The sequence below is a fragment of the Citrobacter amalonaticus genome (assembly GCF_002918555.1).
Taxonomy (GTDB): domain Bacteria; phylum Pseudomonadota; class Gammaproteobacteria; order Enterobacterales; family Enterobacteriaceae; genus Citrobacter_C; species Citrobacter_C amalonaticus_A.
Map to the genome: position 1 here is coordinate 155,177 of NZ_PQMB01000001.1, position 16,354 is coordinate 171,530.

Here is a 16,354-nt window from a genome sequence, read left to right on the forward strand (position 1 = left end):
CACGAAAATCATAGATTTTTCATTGTAACCCTTATCTGAATCGATTCGATTGCGGGCGACGATTCAGAACACAAATTCATTCAGGATGCATCAAGGCGGCAAGTGAATGAGTCCCGGCGCGTACATCAATATGTGACTGGCGCGATGGAGCGCAGCCAACAAAGAGGCAGCATGAAGGGTGAAGTGCATACATCTGTCACGTTGATGTGTTGACAATAATAAAGGAGGTAGCAAGTGACCATTGCTATTGTTATAGGCACACATGGTTGGGCTGCAGAGCAGTTACTTAAGACAGCAGAAATGCTGTTAGGCGAACAGGAAAATGTCGGCTGGATCGATTTCGTTCCAGGCGAAAATGCCGAAACGCTAATCGAAAAGTACAACGCTCAGTTGGCTAAACTCGATACCAGTAAAGGCGTGCTGTTTCTCGTTGATACATGGGGAGGCAGCCCATTCAACGCTGCGAGCCGCATTGTCGTCGACAAAGAGCATTATGAAGTCATCGCAGGCGTAAACATCCCAATGCTGGTGGAGACGTTTATGGCCCGTGACGACAACCCGAGCTTTGATGAGTTGGTTCAGATCGCCGTTGAAACCGGTAGTGAAGGCGTGAAAGCGCTGAAAGCCAAAGCGGCAGTTAAAGCAGCACCTGTTGCCGCAGCGCCAAAAGCGGCGGTACCGGCTAAGCCTATGGGTCCTGGCGACTATATGGTTATCGGTCTTGCCCGTATTGATGACCGTTTAATTCATGGCCAGGTGGCAACCCGCTGGACGAAAGAAACCAACGTTACCCGCATCATCGTTGTCAGCGATGAAGTGGCTGCCGACACCGTTCGTAGAACCCTGTTAACCCAGGTGGCACCTCCCGGTGTTACCGCACACGTAGTTGACGTTGCCAAGATGATTCGTGTTTACAACAACCCGAAATATGCAGGCGATCGCGTCATGCTGCTGTTCACCAATCCAACCGACGTGGAACGTATTGTCGAAGGCGGTGTGAAAATCACCTCCGTCAATATCGGCGGTATGGCTTATCGTCAGGGGAAAACGCAGGTTAACAATGCGGTTTCCGTCGACGAGAAAGATATCGAAGCCTTTAAAAAGCTCAACGATCGCGGTATCGAGCTTGAAGTGCGTAAGGTTTCCACCGACCAGAAACTGAAAATGATGGATTTGATTGCCAAAGTGGCGAAATAACCACCCGGCATTTACTTAGCTTTCACACTTAAGTCTGTATAGCAATAGGAGAAGTACAATGGAGATTACCACTCTTCAGATTGTGCTGGTGTTCATCGTCGCATGTATCGCGGGTATGGAGTCGGTACTCGATGAATTTCAGTTCCACCGTCCGCTGGTGGCCTGTACGTTGATTGGCATCGTTCTCGGGGACATGAAAGCCGGTATTATCATCGGCGGTACCCTGGAAATGATCGCTCTGGGCTGGATGAACATCGGTGCCGCCGTGGCGCCTGATGCCGCACTGGCTTCCATTATCGCTACCATCCTGGTTATCGCGGGTAAACAAGACATCGGTGCCGGTATCGCGCTGGCTATCCCGCTGGCAGCAGCAGGCCAGGTACTGACCATTATCGTTCGTACTATCACCGTCGCATTCCAGCACGCGGCGGATAAAGCGGCCGAAAACGGCAACCTGACGGCCATCTCATGGCTGCACGTCTCTTCCCTGTTCCTGCAGGCAATGCGTATCGCTATCCCGGCGGTTATCGTTGCAATCTCTGTCGGTACCAGCGAAGTTCAGGGCATGCTGAACGCAATTCCGGAAGTGGTCACAGGAGGTCTGAATATCGCTGGTGGCATGATCGTGGTGGTTGGTTACGCGATGGTCATCAACATGATGCGTGCAGGTTACCTGATGCCGTTCTTCTACCTCGGCTTCGTCACCGCAGCATTTACTGACTTTAACCTGGTTGCTCTGGGTGTGATTGGTACCGTTATGGCCATCCTCTACATTCAGCTGAGCCCGAAATATAACCGCGGATCCGGTGTGCCAGCTCAGGCTGCTGGTAACAACGATCTCGATAACGAACTGGACTAACAGGTGAGCGAAATGGTTGATATGACTAAAACTACCACCGAGAAAAAACTCACCCAGAGTGATATTCGTGGCGTGTTCATCCGTTCTAACCTGTTTCAGGGTTCATGGAACTTCGAACGTATGCAGGCGCTGGGTTTCTGCTTCTCTATGGTGCCAGCGATTCGTCGCCTGTATCCGGAGAACAACGATGCGCGCAAACAGGCTATTAAACGTCACCTGGAATTCTTTAACACCCATCCTTATGTCGCAGCACCGGTGCTTGGCGTTACGCTGGCGATGGAAGAGCAGCGTGCGAACGGCGCAGAGATCGACGATGGTGCCATCAACGGTATCAAAGTCGGTCTGATGGGGCCGCTGGCTGGCGTGGGCGACCCGATCTTCTGGGGTACCGTACGTCCGGTATTTGCGGCGCTGGGCGCCGGTATCGCGATGAGCGGTAGCCTGCTCGGCCCCCTGCTGTTCTTTATTCTGTTTAACGCAGTGCGTCTGCTGACCCGTTACTACGGCGTGGCTTACGGCTATCGTAAAGGTGTCGATATCGTTAAGGATATGGGCGGCGGCTTCCTGCAGAAACTGACTGAGGGGGCGTCAATCCTCGGCCTGTTTGTCATGGGGGCGTTGGTTAACAAGTGGACGCACGTGAATATCCCGCTGGTAGTCTCCACGATTACCGGTCAGGATGGTCAGACTCGTGTCACTACCGTGCAAAACATTCTCGACCAGCTGATGCCGGGTCTGGTACCCCTGCTGCTGACCTTCGCCTGTATGTGGCTGCTGCGTAAGAAAGTGAACCCGCTGTGGATTATCGTTGGCTTCTTCGTCATCGGTATCGCCGGCTACGCTGTCGGTCTGCTGGGCAAGTAACACGGTTGTATACTACCGGGGCCTTATGGCCCCGTTTTTTTATCCGGAGGAGTAATGACTATCACGGACCTGGTGCTGGTTCTTTTTATTGTCGCGTTGCTGGCTTACGCTATCTACGATCAGTTCATCATGCCCCGCCGCAATGGCCCCACCCTGCTTTCAATCCCACTGCTGCGTCGCGGGCGGGTAGATAGCGTTATTTTCGTCGGGCTAATCGTTATTCTCATCTACAACAATGTCACCAGCCACGGAGCGCAAATAACCACGTGGTTATTATGTGCGCTGGCGCTGATGGGCTTTTATATTTTCTGGATCCGCGCACCGAAGATTATCTTTAAACAGAGTGGCTTTTTCTTCGCCAATGTATGGATAGAATATAGCCGCATTAAAGAGATGAATTTATCGGAAGATGGTGTTCTGGTTATGCAACTGGAACAACGACGCCTGCTCATTCGCGTACGAAATATAGATGATCTGGAAAAGATATATAAACTTCTCGTTTCATCTCAATAAATTACAAACATAGCCTGCGCTATATTTTTGTCTGTATGTCTGATGATAAACATAGCAAAGGCTATATAGCATACCGTTCTGAATGTTATTTATTTTAACGTCCTGGCAATAAATAAATCTAAATGAAAATCGTTTTCAACTGGAAGTCAAATATTATTTCGCCTTTGTTGTTTTATATTCTCAAAATATGTTAAGGTTGCGCCGTCATTTGGGGAGTAGCCGATTTCCAGACTCCGGAAATGTACGTGTCAACATACTCGTTGAAAAACGTGGCACGTACGGTCTGAACACCCGTTCAGTCAGGCGAGACCATATGCACATCTACTGCTATGCATTCCTGCACAATGCTTTTGTGGGTATGTATGTTTACTGGGGGCAGTGATGTGTTTTATGGAAACCCCGGTCAGGACGCTGTTATGAATATCACCGCTACTGTTCTTCTCGCTTTCGGCATGTCGATGGATGCTTTCGCTGCATCAATTGGCAAAGGTGCCATGCTCCACAAACCCAAATTCTCTGAAGCTTTGCGCACCGGCCTTATTTTCGGCGCGGTAGAAACCCTGACGCCGTTGATCGGCTGGGGAATGGGAATGCTGGCAAGCAAATTCGTGCTGGAGTGGAACCACTGGATAGCCTTTTTTCTGCTGCTCTTCCTCGGTGGACGCATGATCGTTGAGGGCATTCGTGGCAACAGCGATGAAGACGAAGAGCCGCTGCGTCGTCACGGCTTCTGGCTGTTGGTGACGACCGCCATCGCCACCAGTCTGGATGCAATGGCCGTGGGCGTCGGTCTGGCGTTCCTGCAGGTGAATATCATCGCAACTGCGCTGGCCATCGGCTGCGCCACCCTGATTATGTCTACGCTGGGCATGATGGTAGGCCGTTTTATCGGCCCGCTGCTGGGCAAACGTGCGGAAATTCTCGGTGGGGTGGTACTCATTGGTATCGGCGCCCAGATCCTCTGGACGCATTTTCACGGTTAGCGTCTGGCGCAGACGGTCAGTCCACACGCTGCCAGACGTGAAGGCTAAAGTCCGTCTGGCACTCAAATACTTCCTGTCCCGCAAGCTGTTGCCAGACTTCCGGTTTTGCCCGCCAGGCAAATGGCGTCATCTGCAATAGCGCAACCGCTTCACCGCCGCTCAGCGCCATTGGATAAGCCAGTTCGACGCTTTGCTGGAGAGTAAAACCGGTCAACTGTTCCGCGTGCGGCGCGTGCAGCCGCACCTCATCGTAAATCAGTCCCTTAAGCTCCATCAGATGGCGCGGCCCCGGCGTGGCAGTAATAACCCAGCCCCCCGGTTTCACCACTCTCGCCAGCTCCTGCGCTTTACAGGGAGCGTAAATGCGGATAATCGCATCCTGCGACTCATCAGCAAAAGGCAAGCGATGGCTGGAGGCGACACAAAAGGTCACCTGCGGATAGCGCTTTGCTGCCGCTTTAATAGCCACTTTGGCGACATCTAAACCGAAGGCAGTAACCCCCTGCAGCACATCGGCGAAAGCATGGGTGTAGTACCCTTCGCCACAGCCAATATCCAGAACCGATACAGCGTCTTCCGTCAGACGCTCTTTCAGGCAATTAACGATGGCATCTCGTAACGGCTGATAGTGACCGGCATCAAGAAACGCCCGGCGCGCCTGCATCATTTCAGCGCTGTCGCCCGGATCGCGGGAACGCTTATGTTGAACCGGCAGGAGATTAACGTACCCTTCTTTCGCCACGTCAAACTGGTGACGCTGTGGACAGATATAGCTATTTTTCACCTGCGCAAGAGGCTGGTGGCAAAGAGGACAGGAAAACGACATGACAACTCCGGCAGGTAACATAAGGGCGCAAGTTTAACGCGAATTGCGCCCAGGGAGAATAACTTAGAGTGATGGGGTTGAGGCGCTGTTATTACCCAGAACCAACAGGTGCCCGGAATCGGCGGGCATCCCATCCGGCTTTACATTCTCCAGTCGCAGAACATCCCCCATTATCTGGCTGAAAACCGGTGCCGAAACTGCGCCACCATAATAGGAGCCGTTTTGCGGGTTATTGATCACCACCACCAGCGCGAATTTGGGATCGCTCGCCGGTGCCACGCCTGCGGTATAGGCTACATATTTATCAATATACCGCCCGTCATCACCGATCTTCTTTGCCGTCCCGGTTTTGACGGCCACGCGATAATCTCTCACCGCCGCTTTTGTGCCACCGCCGCCGGGGAGTGCGACACTTTCCATCATGTGCTCCACCTGATGCACCAGACTGGCTGGCATCACCCTGCGCCCCATGACGGGCGGATCGATACGGGTAATAGAAAGCGGTCGATAAATACCAAAGCTACCAATGGTGGCATACACATGCGCCAGCTGTAACGGTGTTACCATCAGCCCATAACCAAAAGCGAAGGTTGCACGATCCAGATCGCTCCAGTAGCGGCGCCGGGGCATTAATCCGCGACTCTCTCCGGTAAGCCCCAGCCCCGTAGGTTGACCAAAACCAAAGCTTTTATAAGTATCTGACAGTCGCTGAACTGGCATGGCTAAAGAGAGATGAGACACACCCGTATCACTCGATTTTTGCAAAATCCCCGTCAGCGACAGCTCAGGATAAAATCCAACGTCGCGGATCCGATGCCCGTCGAGGTTAAACGGATGGGTATCAATAACGCTGTCAGGCTGCACAATCCCCTGCTGTAAAGCCGTCATGATGACCAACGGCTTAACGGTAGACCCCGGCTCGAAGGTATCGCTGATAGCACGGTTGCGGAAATCATCCACTTCGGCCCCTTCACGGTTATTTGGATTGAAGTCAGGAAAACTGGCCATTGAAAGAATTTCACCAGTATCAATACTTACCAGCACCGCCGCGCCCGATTCTGCTTTATTCCATCTGACGGCGTTGTCCAGGGCATCCTCCGTGACGGTCTGCAAACGTTCATCGATGCTGAGTTGTAATTGATGAGCCGGTACCGGGTTCACCTCTGTGATATTTTCGATAACGTGACCAAATTTATCTTTGCGGACTAGGCGAGTACCGGGTTTCCCCATCAGCTGCGCATTGAAGCTTTTCTCTATCCCTTCTATCCCCTGACCATCAATGTTGGTAAAGCCAATCAGGTTGGCGGCAACATGTCCCGCAGGATAAAAACGACGAGACTCCTCTCGCAGGTTAATTCCCGGGAGATTGAGTTTATCAACCCACCCGGCCTGCTGAGGTGAGATCTGACGCACCAGATAGATAAATCGTCCTGACGGATCGCGATTAACGCGCTCAGCTAACGTATTCAGGGAGAGGTGTAACGATGAGGCCAGCGCCTGCCAGCGTTGATTATAGCCAACGCCCCCTTTGCTCAAAATCGTTTTGGGATCGGCCCACACGGCATTCACCGGCACGCTGACCGCCAGCGGGCGTCCTTCCCGGTCAGTGATCATACCGCGTGGGGAAGCCGTTGTGATTTCACGCAAAGAGCGCATATCCTCTTGCCTGACAAGATTCGTCGGCGTGACAATCTGTAACCACGCCACGCGTCCCAACAGCAGCCCCATGCTCAGCAGAATAGCCGCACAAAGCAGAGCAAATCGTATGGGCATGAAATGAGTCGCAGCCCCGTCGCTTTTCTTCTTCACCTTTACTCCGGCAAGGTCATTTCTCAGGTGATTGATTTAACTGGAACAGAGACAGGAAAGCGGGGAAAACAGTGCTAATAACATCGCGGCTTTGCAACAAATCGCTAACGGACGCGCATATTGCAATATTTTGAAAGAAACTGAATTAAAAAGCCCCGCTTTGGCGAGGCTTTATATCTGAGGTTGATGCGCCGGAACGCTTCAAATCAGTGGTGTCGATCAGATAGCTGTTACGTTAACAGCAGCCGGACCTTTCTGGCCGTCCTGAATTTCGAACTCAACGTTCTGGCCTTCAGCCAGCGTTTTGAAGCCATTACCCTGGATAGCGGAGAAGTGTACGAACACATCTTTGCTGCCATCAGCCGGAGTAATGAAGCCAAAACCTTTAGACTCGTTGAACCACTTAACTTGACCTTTAATCTTTGCCATTTGCAAAATTCCTTAGAGTGTTTTCTTCGCCCGCAGGCATAACATAGATGAAACTGAGACATTACTGCTTGCGGCACTAATATAAGGTTCGGCAGAGAAGCGGTATTCAACGACAACGTGTTTACTCAGGACTTCTTTACTGAAAATGCCACACATAAACAGAACTGTACCTCGTTTAACCCAAAACGTGTTATCACATACTACGTAAATTATGGCAAGCCATTTTTAAACGTGTCTCGATCAGCCGCACAAATCCCGTGAGTCATCAAAGATAATCTGCACAGTTATGCGCCAGGTAATCGAATGATATATTCTCGCGTCTCAACCTCAGCACCGCCAGGCGCACGCCTTGTTGGGTGCATTTTCTACCATAGCTCAATAACTTCGGTTGTTCCAGGTCACGTGTTCGTCTTATCGATACGCCCTACGGATAACACAAATTATGCTGAACAATGCATAATTTGTCATAACGCAAAAAACGTCATTTGTTTAAAAAGCGGTTCGTTTTCAGCCGTTTTCATGTATCTGAATAGCCCTTCCTCTTTTGCACTAAAATAATGAAAGAATGATGACAGTGCACATAAAAAGTGAGAGAAACGTTTCGCTATTAATGAAAACGACAGCTATCACAAAAAACAATCATATTATTGGGCTATAAATAATTTAATATCGGCGTAATACATACGATAAGCCATTAGGCGTTCGACAAAATAACGAAGAACGTAAAGAGAAGGCCACTTACGGCAATCCTGCACCAGAATTGGGCACCGGGGATAGCGGAGCTGCCTGCTCGCTCAGCAGGCAAACCCACGCCGGACAGTCATTAACGTTCAGCAACCAGACGAATAATACCTTCATCTTCCTGTTGCTGAACTTTCGCTGCGGTAGTCTCTTCTGCCGCTTTCTCTGGTTCGTTGGCTTCGCACAAACGACGCAACAACGCATTTTGTCGCTTCTGCTGATCCAGCAAAGACTCAAGCAGTTCAATCTGCTCGTTTGTGCGCGAACTGGCACGGTTCACAAAGAACCACAGCGCCAGCCCAACCGCGAAAACCACCGCCGATACAAGTAAAGACGCAAAGTTAAGCGCGCCAGAATTCAGGACTTCATTCATTTCACCACCTCAATGTAGAGGGACCATTCTACCACTGCTACAGAGGAAGGAAATCGACTGATGAAAAAATGCTATCACCAGGGGATGAATCTGTTGATGGTACAAATTCCGTTGAAAAATTGTACATCCTGATCGCACATAATGTTGAACACCTGCGCCCACAGCAACAGGCATACAAGCACAACAATCATCAGGATGACCCATCGAAACTTTTTCACTTCACTCTCCGCATCAACATCTTATGTCATCAAATTATCATGCGTTACCTAAACCGGGGCTAACTGTAGAGGCATTACCTCTTTTTAGGAATCATTCACTTGTATCAGGCAATGTACCAGCTAATATTAATCCAATTAAAGAAGAATAGAGGTTGAAATGCGTTTGATTATTCGCGCTGTTGTTTTGTTTGCTCTGGTATGGATAGGTTTGTTGCTGAGTGGTTATGGTGTCCTGATTGGTAGTAAGGAAAATGCAGCAGGACTGGGTCTGCAATGTCAATATCTGACCGCCCGGGGCAGCGCCACGGCGCAATACGTGCATACAAACAGCGGTATCATCGGCTTAACGGACTGCCCTGTATTGCGTAAAAGTACCGTCGTTATCGATAATGGTTAATATTGGTACAATATTAACCCTGTTATGCCGCTTATTTAATCTGATATTCCCGTTTAAACTATTTCAGAATGTCGCCCCATTCTGAAATAGTTATACTCTAAATAATTCGAGTTGCAGGACAAAACGCGTCGTCGTTTTGAACAGCGCTTGCGCTGGCCCCGAAGGGGCGAGGCCCTGGGATGGGCCGGGTAATAAAGCCAACGCAACTGCAACTTGAAGTATGACGAGTATATTCAGTATTAAATTTACTTTAGCCTGAATAACATAAAAAAACCTGTCGATGGATATCCGCGACAGGTTTTTATTATATAAAGCGCTCTTAAATTCAGAATGGATAGTCGTTATAGCCCATCTGTTCAGAAATTTTACGTGCAGCGGTATGCAGCATGGCGACATACTCGTGCAGTCGCTCCTCAGAGAAACGCAGCGTCGGGAAGGAGATACTCAACCCAGCGATGACCACGCCAAAACGGTCGAAAACCGGGACGCCGATGCAGCGTAATCCCTCTTCCTGCTCCTGGTTATCCTCGCCATAACCCTGCTCGCGTACTTTATCGAGCAGCGGCAACAGTTCTTCAGTACTGGTAATTGTACGGTCAGTGCTGCGTTTATACTCCACGCCCTCAAGGATCTGTTTCACCTCATCGCGATCGCGCCACGCCAGCAGCACCTTACCAATTGCGGTACTGTAGAGCGGGTTACGGCGACCAATGCGCGAATACATGCGCAGGTTATACATGGAGTCAATTTTATGGATGTAAACGATACTGTCTTCATCCAGTGCGCCAAGGTGCACCGTTTCTTTCGTCAGACGGGAAAGTTCGCGCATCTGAATATCCGCGCTACGAATCAGATCGACGTTTTGCAGTGCACGGGCCCCCAGTTCAAACAGTTTCAGCGTCAGAGAATACTTTTCTGACTCACCTTCCTGCGCCACATAACCCAACGTTTTCATGGTCTGTAAAAAGCGATAAACGGTGCTCTTTGACATCATGACGCGTTGCGACAGCTCGGTAATCCCTATTTCGCGCTCTTCACCCAGCGCCTGCAGAATGCCAAAAACCTTCAGCACGGAAGATACAGAATCAGGTTGCTTATCCAGATCTGCAATAGCCATTTATCACCTCATTGCGAGTGTTTTATAAAAATCAGAACCGGTTTTTATTATAATTTCCCGCCAGGATGGTCGCAATCCATCTTTGCTCATTTAGTTACAAATCTGCGACATAACGCTGATAATCAATGCTAAAATCATTATTCTGATCATTATCCCCGAAAGACAAACACTTCCTATGCAAAAAATCCAGGCAGATGGTCTACCCTTGCCCCAGCGATATGGCGCCATTTTAACCATCGTCATAGGCATTTCTATGGCGGTACTGGACGGGGTCATCGCCAACGTTGCCCTTCCAACAATCGCGACAGATTTACATGCTACGCCCGCCAGCTCGATTTGGATTGTAAACGCTTATCAGATTGCGATAGTGGTTTCATTACTGTCATTCTCTTTTCTCGGCGACATGTTCGGTTACCGACGCATTTACAAAGGTGGGCTGATTATCTTTCTCCTGGCCTCTCTTTTTTGCGCATTATCAGACTCATTACAGATACTGACGCTGGCACGCGTGGCGCAGGGCTTTGGCGGCGCGGCGTTGATGAGCGTTAACACTGCGCTGATCCGCCTCATCTATCCACAGCGTCACCTTGGTCGCGGTATGGGCATCAACTCCTTTATCGTTGCCGTCTCTTCGGCTGCCGGACCGACAATTGCAGCGGCCATTCTCTCTGTTTCCTCATGGAAGTGGCTGTTTTTGATTAACGTACCGTTAGGCATCATCGCGCTGCTTTTAGCGATCCGCTTCCTGCCGCCAAATGCGCCACGCAGCAACAAACCTCGGTTTGATCTACCCAGCGCCGTGATGAATGCCCTCACCTTTGGACTGCTCATTACCGCACTCAGCGGTTTCGCTCAGGGACAGTCATTGATACTGGTTGGCGCTGAACTTACGGCGTTGGTTGCGGTAGGGTTTTTCTTTATTCGCCGTCAACTTTCGCTCCCCGTGCCGCTGTTACCGATCGATTTGCTGCGCATTCCCCTCTTTTCACTCTCCATTTGCACCTCGATATGTTCGTTTTGTGCGCAGATGCTGGCAATGGTTTCCCTGCCCTTCTTTTTGCAAACGGTCCTGGGACGTAGCGAAGTTGAAACCGGCCTGCTGTTGACCCCCTGGCCTCTCGCCACGATGGTAATGGCGCCATTAGCCGGTTATCTGATAGAGCGAGTCCACGCCGGGGTGCTGGGCGCGCTGGGGATGGCGATTATGGCGACAGGGTTATTTGCGCTGGTGATGCTCCCGGCATCGCCATCAGACAGCAATATCATCTGGCCGATGATTTTGTGCGGTGCGGGATTTGGCCTGTTCCAGTCGCCCAATAACCATACCATCATTACCTCCGCACCGCGTGAACGCAGCGGTGGTGCAAGCGGTATGCTGGGCACCGCTCGTCTTCTGGGACAAAGTACCGGTGCGGCGCTGGTCGCGCTGATGTTGAACCAATTTGGTGACAACGGTACTCACATGTCCCTGCTGGCTGCGGGCATTCTGGCGCTCGTCGCGGCCGTAGTGAGCGGTTTACGCGTCACGCAGCCCCGCGTGCGGGCATAAAAAAGCGCGTCCGTAGACGCGCTCTTGTCATACTGCCCGCGATCGGCTTATTTCAGATATTCCCCACTGCGCAGCGCTTCAATACGCTTATCCAGCGGTGGGTGGGTCATAAACAGTTCGCTCAGCGATTTGCCTTTACCGTTAATGCAGAACGCCATCATGCTGGAGGCTTCCTGTGGCTCATAGCTGGTTTTCAGGCGCTGCAGCGCGGCAATCATTTTCTCACGACCAACCAGTTTCGCTGAACCGGCATCGGCATGGAATTCACGATGACGTGAGAACCACATGGTAATGATGCTTGCCAGAATACCAAACACCAGTTCCAGTACCATCGCTACGGCAAAGTAGATCATCGGGTTGCCGTTACTGCTTTCACCATCGTCACGGTTGCCGCCGAGAAAACCGGCTGCGATCTGCGCCAGAATACGCGAGATGAAGATAACGAAGGTGTTCACAATCCCCTGAATCAGCGTCATGGTAACCATGTCACCATTCGCAATATGGCTGATTTCATGGGCGATAACGGCTTCCGCTTCGTCCGGACTCATGTTTTGCAGCAGCCCGGTACTCACCGCGACCAGCGACGCATCACGACGGGCTCCGGTCGCAAAAGCATTAATATCCGGTGCGTGGTAGATAGCCACCTGCGGCATAGCGATACCGGCCTGACGCGCCTGCGTTGCTACCGTGTTCATCAGCCAGCGTTCTCTTTCATTGCGCGGTTGTTCAATCACTTCCCCGCCAACAGACCTTAACGCCATCCACTTAGACATCAGCAGCGAAACGAAGGAGCCACCAAAACCGAACAGCAGCGCCATGATCATCAGGCCTTGTACGCTGCTCGACTGTATCCCTGTCAGGCTCAGCACCAGCCCGAAAACGACCATTACGGCCAGGTTCGTTAGCAGGAAGAGCGCGATTCGCATCATAATTTTCTTTTAACCTCAACTTAACAAAACGCACTATGCGATTACCCACATCGTATGGGTCGTGCGCTTATTTTCAAGCATGAGTGGGCTGTAAGTCACCAGAAAGACACAACTTTACATTTTATAGCATCAGACTGACGCCAAAATGCGAGTGTTAAAAAAACAGGCACAATTTCTTGTGCCTGCTTGACGTTATTTACTGAGAGCGGGTTTGTTCCGCTGGCCTCTCTTTCTCAAGATGCGCCAGGTCAACTGCTATCTTCACTGTCTCATCAAGATACGGATCCGGCTCCTGATAATCTTTTGGCAGATCGTCCAGTTTCTTCAGCAGCGGTTTTCCTTCTCGCTTAAAGCGATCGTTAACCCGCGCCAGACGCATTGCATCATCTTCGTTATTTTCTTTCTCACGCACCGCGTAATTCAGAGAGGCAATATTGCGCTTTTCCTTCATCGCATTGAAACGGGCAATATCCTTCATGATGTACTGGAACTCAGGGTCGTTCGCGATACGCGCGTTATGCTCCTGAAGCAGCTGCGGACCAAACGGTTTGAGATCGCCAGACTTCACGTAGGCGGCAGCATCAATGCTGTCCCACGGCAGAGCGTTGTCCTCAAACTTCTCGCCAGTTTCCGTCTCTTCATTACCCGTCGGCATCATGATGTCCGGCGTAACGCCTTTGCGCTGCGTACTCCCGCCGTTCACACGATAAAACTTCTGGATGGTGTACTGCACAGACCCCAGTGCAGGCCATTCCGGACGCAGCATCTGATCGTAGATACGGTTCAGAGAGCGATACTGCTGCACCGTCCCTTTGCCAAACGTCGGTTCACCCACGATCAACGCACGGCCATAATCCTGCATCGCAGCGGCAAAAATCTCTGAAGCTGACGCGCTGAAGCGATCAACCAGAACCACCAACGGACCTTTGTAATACACAACGCCGTCAGTGTCGCTGTCTTCACGGACTTTACCGTTGTTATCCCGCACCTGCACCACAGGACCCGACGGGATGAACAGGCCGGAGAGCGATACCGCTTCCGTCAGCGCTCCGCCGCCATTGCTACGCAGATCGATAACAATACTGCTGACGTTCTGTTTTTCCAGTTTCTGTAGCTGAACCTTGACGTCATCCGTCAGACCCACGTAAAAACCTGGAATGTCCAGCACGCCGACCTTCTCTTTGCCGACGGTTTTCACCGACATTTTGACGGCGCGGTCTTCGAGACGAATGCGCTCACGGGTCAATGTGACGGTACGGGTTTTGGTTCCTTTACCGGCAGGCAGGATCTCCAGGCGAACCTTGCTGCCTTTCGGTCCTTTGATCAACGCCACAACGTCATCAAGACGCCAGCCAATCACATCGACCATCGCTTTTCCGGTCTGGCCTACGCCAACAATACGATCGCCTACGCTAATCGCCTTGCTCTTGGCCGCCGGGCCGCCTGCGACCATCGAGTTAATCACCGTGTAGTCTTCATCCATCTGTAGCACAGCGCCAATACCTTCCAGAGACAGGCTCATTTCAGTATTGAATTGCTCAGTGTTGCGCGGAGACAGATAGTTAGTATGTGGATCGATTTCACGTGCGAACGACGTCATCGCCAGTGAAAAAACATCTTCACTGTTGGTTTGCGCGAGACGGCGGATCGCGGATTTATAACGACGCGTCAGAGTTTCACGAATTTCTGCATCGTTCTTACCCGTCAGCTTAAGGCTCAATTCATCGAATTTAACCTTCCCGTTCCACAGCGCGTTCAACTCAGCCTCATCTTTCGGCCAGGGCGCTTTGCTGCGGTCAAGGTTATAGGTGTCATTCCCGGTGAAGTCCATCGGACGCGCCAGCACGGATAATGCGTACTGATAACGCTCGAAGCGACGTTTTTGCGCCAGATTGTAGAGATCGTAGAAAACCTCAAGCTTGCCGGAGCGAAGTTCATCGCCCAGTTGCCCTTTCTTTTTCGCAAACTGCTCCACATCGCTTGCCAGCAGCACGTTATGGCTGTAATCCAGCAAATTCAGGTAGCGGTCAAAAATTTTGGCTGAAAAAGCCTGATCGAGATCGAACTGACGATAGTGGGAACGCGTAAAACGTGAGGTAACACGTTCACTCACGGTCGCGTGCTGCGTCTCTTCCTTCAGTACAGGAATTTGGTCGGCACGCGTAATATCGTCCACAGCGAAGGACTGGCCTGCTATTGCAAGCAGGCCAGCTAACGCGGTAAGCCTAAAAAAAGTGTTCATGCCAGGCCTGGCCTCCGTTTCAGAACACCAGGTGTTCTGCGCGTACAATCAAAGACATACCCGAATTCAGCTGTACACGGACGCCGTCTTTGGTGATTTCTAACACGGTGGCATCCATCGCATTATTACCTGCTTTCACCTTCAGAGACTGCCCTACGGTCAGAACTGAAATATCAGAAACCGGAGTGTGCTGCTCTTCGCGAGGCGCACGCGGCGTTTTCGCTGCGGGTTTTTCAGCACGCGGTTTACGCTCCGCCGCCTCTTTACGACGAGGAGTTGCAGGACGCGGTTTACGTTCGCGACGCGGGGCATCTTCTTTTTCGCCTGCCGCTGCGGCCGCTTCGCGTTTCTTCGCTTGCTGTTCTGCACGCTGGGCCTGGACGCGAGCTTTGGCTTCTTCAAGCTGTTTACGTGCGTGCTCTACGTGCTGTTCATCCAGCTCACCGCAAGGGTTGCCGTCGAGATCGACACGTGTCGCACCCGGCTTAACGCCATACAGGTAACGCCAGCTTGAAGTATAAAGACGTAAAGCGGAACGTAGTTGCGTTTTGCTAAGGTTCATTTCACCTTCAACACGCTCTACCAGATCCTGAAAAATGCCAATTTTCAGTGGGCGCGCTTCGCCTTCCGCACTAAAACATTGTGGAAAGCGTTCGGCCAGAAACGCGATAACTTCTTTACTGCTATTCAACTTAGGTTGATTTTCCATGAAATTTCCTGATTACAACGGACGTAGCCAACAAGCCGCAGGCATGAACAGGCGTCATTATAATGACGCCATCAGTAATTGCTACGTTATCCGTTGATTATCCTGCGATGGTCGCAAAGAATTTTTTGTAATCCGTCATTGCAAGCACCGTTTCAAGCTGTTTTACGAGCTGACGAAGCCCTTGTTCATCTTCGTCTGTGAAACGGCCGAACGCCGTACTATCGATATCCAGCACACCAATAATTTGCTTATCGACGGTTAGCGGCAGCACGATTTCAGCATTGCTGGCGGCGTCACAGGCGATGTGACCGTCGAAGGCGTGAACATCCTCAACGCGCTGAACCTGGTTTTGCGCCACAGCCGTGCCGCAAACGCCGCGTCCAACCGGGATCCGCACGCAGGCAATTTTGCCCTGAAACGGACCTAACACCAGCGTATCGTTTTCGAGCAGGTAAAAACCGGCCCAGTTCACATCAGAAAGACGTTCGTACAACAAGGCGCTGGTATTCGCCAGCGTTGCCAGAAAACTGGTCTCACCTGCCATTAATGCCTGAAAATCGCGATTGAGATCCGCGTACAGCTCTGCTTTGGTCATTATA

At 51.1% G+C, this 16,354-nt stretch carries 18 protein-coding genes and 1 riboswitch; of the genes, 7 read left to right on the forward strand and 11 right to left on the reverse strand.

Going from position 1 to position 16,354, the window contains the following annotated elements:
• The first annotated feature begins 234 nt into the window (after positions 1-234).
• The 5 genes from manX to mntP all read left to right on the forward strand — a co-directional run bounded on the left by manX (position 235) and on the right by mntP (position 4,416).
• Positions 235-1,197 carry a PTS mannose transporter subunit IIAB gene (gene manX, locus C3432_RS00765; RefSeq protein ID WP_103774805.1) on the forward strand — a complete coding sequence of 321 codons (963 nt, stop codon included), beginning with the start codon at positions 235-237 and terminating at the stop codon, positions 1,195-1,197.
• Between the two features lie 58 nt (positions 1,198-1,255).
• Positions 1,256-2,056: a PTS mannose/fructose/sorbose transporter subunit IIC gene (locus C3432_RS00770; RefSeq protein ID WP_103774806.1), complete on the forward strand. Its 801-nt coding sequence runs from the start codon at positions 1,256-1,258 to the stop codon at positions 2,054-2,056.
• A gap of 12 nt (positions 2,057-2,068) precedes the next feature.
• On the forward strand, positions 2,069-2,920 hold the full coding sequence (locus C3432_RS00775; RefSeq protein WP_103774807.1) for a PTS mannose transporter subunit IID: 852 nt from the start codon (positions 2,069-2,071) through the stop codon (positions 2,918-2,920).
• 54 nt (positions 2,921-2,974) lie between these two features.
• On the forward strand, positions 2,975-3,433 hold the full coding sequence (locus C3432_RS00780) for a DUF986 family protein (protein WP_103774808.1): 459 nt from the start codon (positions 2,975-2,977) through the stop codon (positions 3,431-3,433).
• Between the two features lie 197 nt (positions 3,434-3,630).
• Positions 3,631-3,843, forward strand: a riboswitch (yybP-ykoY riboswitch).
• A gap of 6 nt (positions 3,844-3,849) precedes the next feature.
• The gene (gene mntP / locus C3432_RS00790) at positions 3,850-4,416 is read left to right on the forward strand and encodes a manganese efflux pump MntP (RefSeq protein WP_146050889.1); all 567 of its coding nucleotides are present in this window, start codon (positions 3,850-3,852) and stop codon (positions 4,414-4,416) included.
• A gap of 16 nt (positions 4,417-4,432) precedes the next feature.
• Here the strand turns inward: mntP and rlmA are convergent, their stop codons facing one another.
• From rlmA to mgrB, 6 genes are all read right to left on the reverse strand, one after another.
• Positions 4,433-5,242: a 23S rRNA (guanine(745)-N(1))-methyltransferase gene (gene rlmA / locus C3432_RS00795; RefSeq protein ID WP_103774810.1), complete on the reverse strand. Its 810-nt coding sequence runs from the start codon at positions 5,240-5,242 to the stop codon at positions 4,433-4,435.
• A 63-nt stretch (positions 5,243-5,305) separates the two neighbouring features.
• Positions 5,306-7,051 (reverse strand): peptidoglycan glycosyltransferase FtsI, encoded by a 1,746-nt coding sequence (gene ftsI, locus C3432_RS00800; protein ID WP_103774811.1) that lies wholly within the window; start codon positions 7,049-7,051, stop codon positions 5,306-5,308.
• Between the two features lie 219 nt (positions 7,052-7,270).
• Entirely contained in the window at positions 7,271-7,480 is a 210-nt protein-coding gene (cspE, locus tag C3432_RS00805; protein WP_001062678.1) for a transcription antiterminator/RNA stability regulator CspE, read from the reverse strand.
• Between the two features lie 12 nt (positions 7,481-7,492).
• On the reverse strand, positions 7,493-7,636 hold the full coding sequence (locus tag C3432_RS00810; RefSeq protein WP_103774812.1) for a DUF2627 domain-containing protein: 144 nt from the start codon (positions 7,634-7,636) through the stop codon (positions 7,493-7,495).
• 667 nt (positions 7,637-8,303) lie between these two features.
• Positions 8,304-8,594 (reverse strand): YebO family protein, encoded by a 291-nt coding sequence (locus C3432_RS00815; protein ID WP_103774813.1) that lies wholly within the window; start codon positions 8,592-8,594, stop codon positions 8,304-8,306.
• Between the two features lie 74 nt (positions 8,595-8,668).
• Complete coding sequence (gene mgrB / locus C3432_RS00820) at positions 8,669-8,812, reverse strand: PhoP/PhoQ regulator MgrB (RefSeq protein WP_103774814.1); 144 nt, start codon at positions 8,810-8,812, stop codon at positions 8,669-8,671.
• 157 nt (positions 8,813-8,969) lie between these two features.
• Here mgrB and C3432_RS00825 point away from each other — a divergent pair, with 157 nt between their 5' ends.
• A complete protein-coding gene (locus C3432_RS00825; protein WP_103774815.1) occupies positions 8,970-9,209 on the forward strand; it encodes a YobH family protein in 240 nt (79 codons plus the stop codon).
• Positions 9,210-9,534: 325 nt separating this feature from the next.
• Here the strand turns inward: C3432_RS00825 and kdgR are convergent, their stop codons facing one another.
• Positions 9,535-10,326, reverse strand: coding sequence for a DNA-binding transcriptional regulator KdgR (kdgR, locus tag C3432_RS00830; protein ID WP_103774816.1), 792 nt, complete (start codon positions 10,324-10,326; stop codon positions 9,535-9,537).
• Positions 10,327-10,501: 175 nt separating this feature from the next.
• On the opposite strand from kdgR, the gene C3432_RS00835 reads away from it, so the two are divergent.
• Positions 10,502-11,875: an MFS transporter gene (locus tag C3432_RS00835; RefSeq protein WP_103774817.1), complete on the forward strand. Its 1,374-nt coding sequence runs from the start codon at positions 10,502-10,504 to the stop codon at positions 11,873-11,875.
• Positions 11,876-11,922: 47 nt separating this feature from the next.
• Here C3432_RS00835 and htpX read toward each other — a convergent pair whose 3' ends face one another.
• The 4 genes from htpX to C3432_RS00855 form a co-directional block, all read right to left on the reverse strand.
• Positions 11,923-12,804 (reverse strand): protease HtpX, encoded by an 882-nt coding sequence (gene htpX, locus C3432_RS00840; RefSeq protein WP_103774818.1) that lies wholly within the window; start codon positions 12,802-12,804, stop codon positions 11,923-11,925.
• 196 nt (positions 12,805-13,000) lie between these two features.
• A complete protein-coding gene (prc, locus tag C3432_RS00845) occupies positions 13,001-15,046 on the reverse strand; it encodes a carboxy terminal-processing peptidase (protein ID WP_103774819.1) in 2,046 nt (681 codons plus the stop codon).
• A 19-nt stretch (positions 15,047-15,065) separates the two neighbouring features.
• Entirely contained in the window at positions 15,066-15,755 is a 690-nt protein-coding gene (gene proQ, locus C3432_RS00850; RefSeq protein WP_103774820.1) for an RNA chaperone ProQ, read from the reverse strand.
• Positions 15,756-15,852: 97 nt separating this feature from the next.
• Positions 15,853-16,350, reverse strand: coding sequence for a GAF domain-containing protein (locus tag C3432_RS00855; RefSeq protein WP_103774821.1), 498 nt, complete (start codon positions 16,348-16,350; stop codon positions 15,853-15,855).
• Positions 16,351-16,354 lie beyond the last annotated feature (4 nt).

Bases quoted from the DNA above. Each gene is read 5' to 3' on its own strand.
- C3432_RS00780 (WP_103774808.1), top strand. From the start codon at position 2,975: ATGACTATCACGGACCTGGTGCTGGTTCTTTTTATTGTCGCGTTGCTG.
- mntP (WP_146050889.1), top strand. From the start codon at position 3,850: ATGAATATCACCGCTACTGTTCTTCTCGCTTTCGGCATGTCGATGGAT.
- rlmA (WP_103774810.1), bottom strand. From the start codon at position 5,242: ATGTCGTTTTCCTGTCCTCTTTGCCACCAGCCTCTTGCGCAGGTGAAA.
- C3432_RS00770 (WP_103774806.1), top strand. From the start codon at position 1,256: ATGGAGATTACCACTCTTCAGATTGTGCTGGTGTTCATCGTCGCATGT.
- cspE (WP_001062678.1), bottom strand. From the start codon at position 7,480: ATGGCAAAGATTAAAGGTCAAGTTAAGTGGTTCAACGAGTCTAAAGGT.
- C3432_RS00775 (WP_103774807.1), top strand. From the start codon at position 2,069: ATGGTTGATATGACTAAAACTACCACCGAGAAAAAACTCACCCAGAGT.
- C3432_RS00825 (WP_103774815.1), top strand. From the start codon at position 8,970: ATGCGTTTGATTATTCGCGCTGTTGTTTTGTTTGCTCTGGTATGGATA.
- kdgR (WP_103774816.1), bottom strand. From the start codon at position 10,326: ATGGCTATTGCAGATCTGGATAAGCAACCTGATTCTGTATCTTCCGTG.
- prc (WP_103774819.1), bottom strand. From the start codon at position 15,046: ATGAACACTTTTTTTAGGCTTACCGCGTTAGCTGGCCTGCTTGCAATA.
- htpX (WP_103774818.1), bottom strand. From the start codon at position 12,804: ATGATGCGAATCGCGCTCTTCCTGCTAACGAACCTGGCCGTAATGGTC.
- C3432_RS00815 (WP_103774813.1), bottom strand. From the start codon at position 8,594: ATGAATGAAGTCCTGAATTCTGGCGCGCTTAACTTTGCGTCTTTACTT.
- C3432_RS00855 (WP_103774821.1), bottom strand. From the start codon at position 16,350: ATGACCAAAGCAGAGCTGTACGCGGATCTCAATCGCGATTTTCAGGCA.
- C3432_RS00810 (WP_103774812.1), bottom strand. From the start codon at position 7,636: ATGTGTGGCATTTTCAGTAAAGAAGTCCTGAGTAAACACGTTGTCGTT.
- C3432_RS00835 (WP_103774817.1), top strand. From the start codon at position 10,502: ATGCAAAAAATCCAGGCAGATGGTCTACCCTTGCCCCAGCGATATGGC.
- proQ (WP_103774820.1), bottom strand. From the start codon at position 15,755: ATGGAAAATCAACCTAAGTTGAATAGCAGTAAAGAAGTTATCGCGTTT.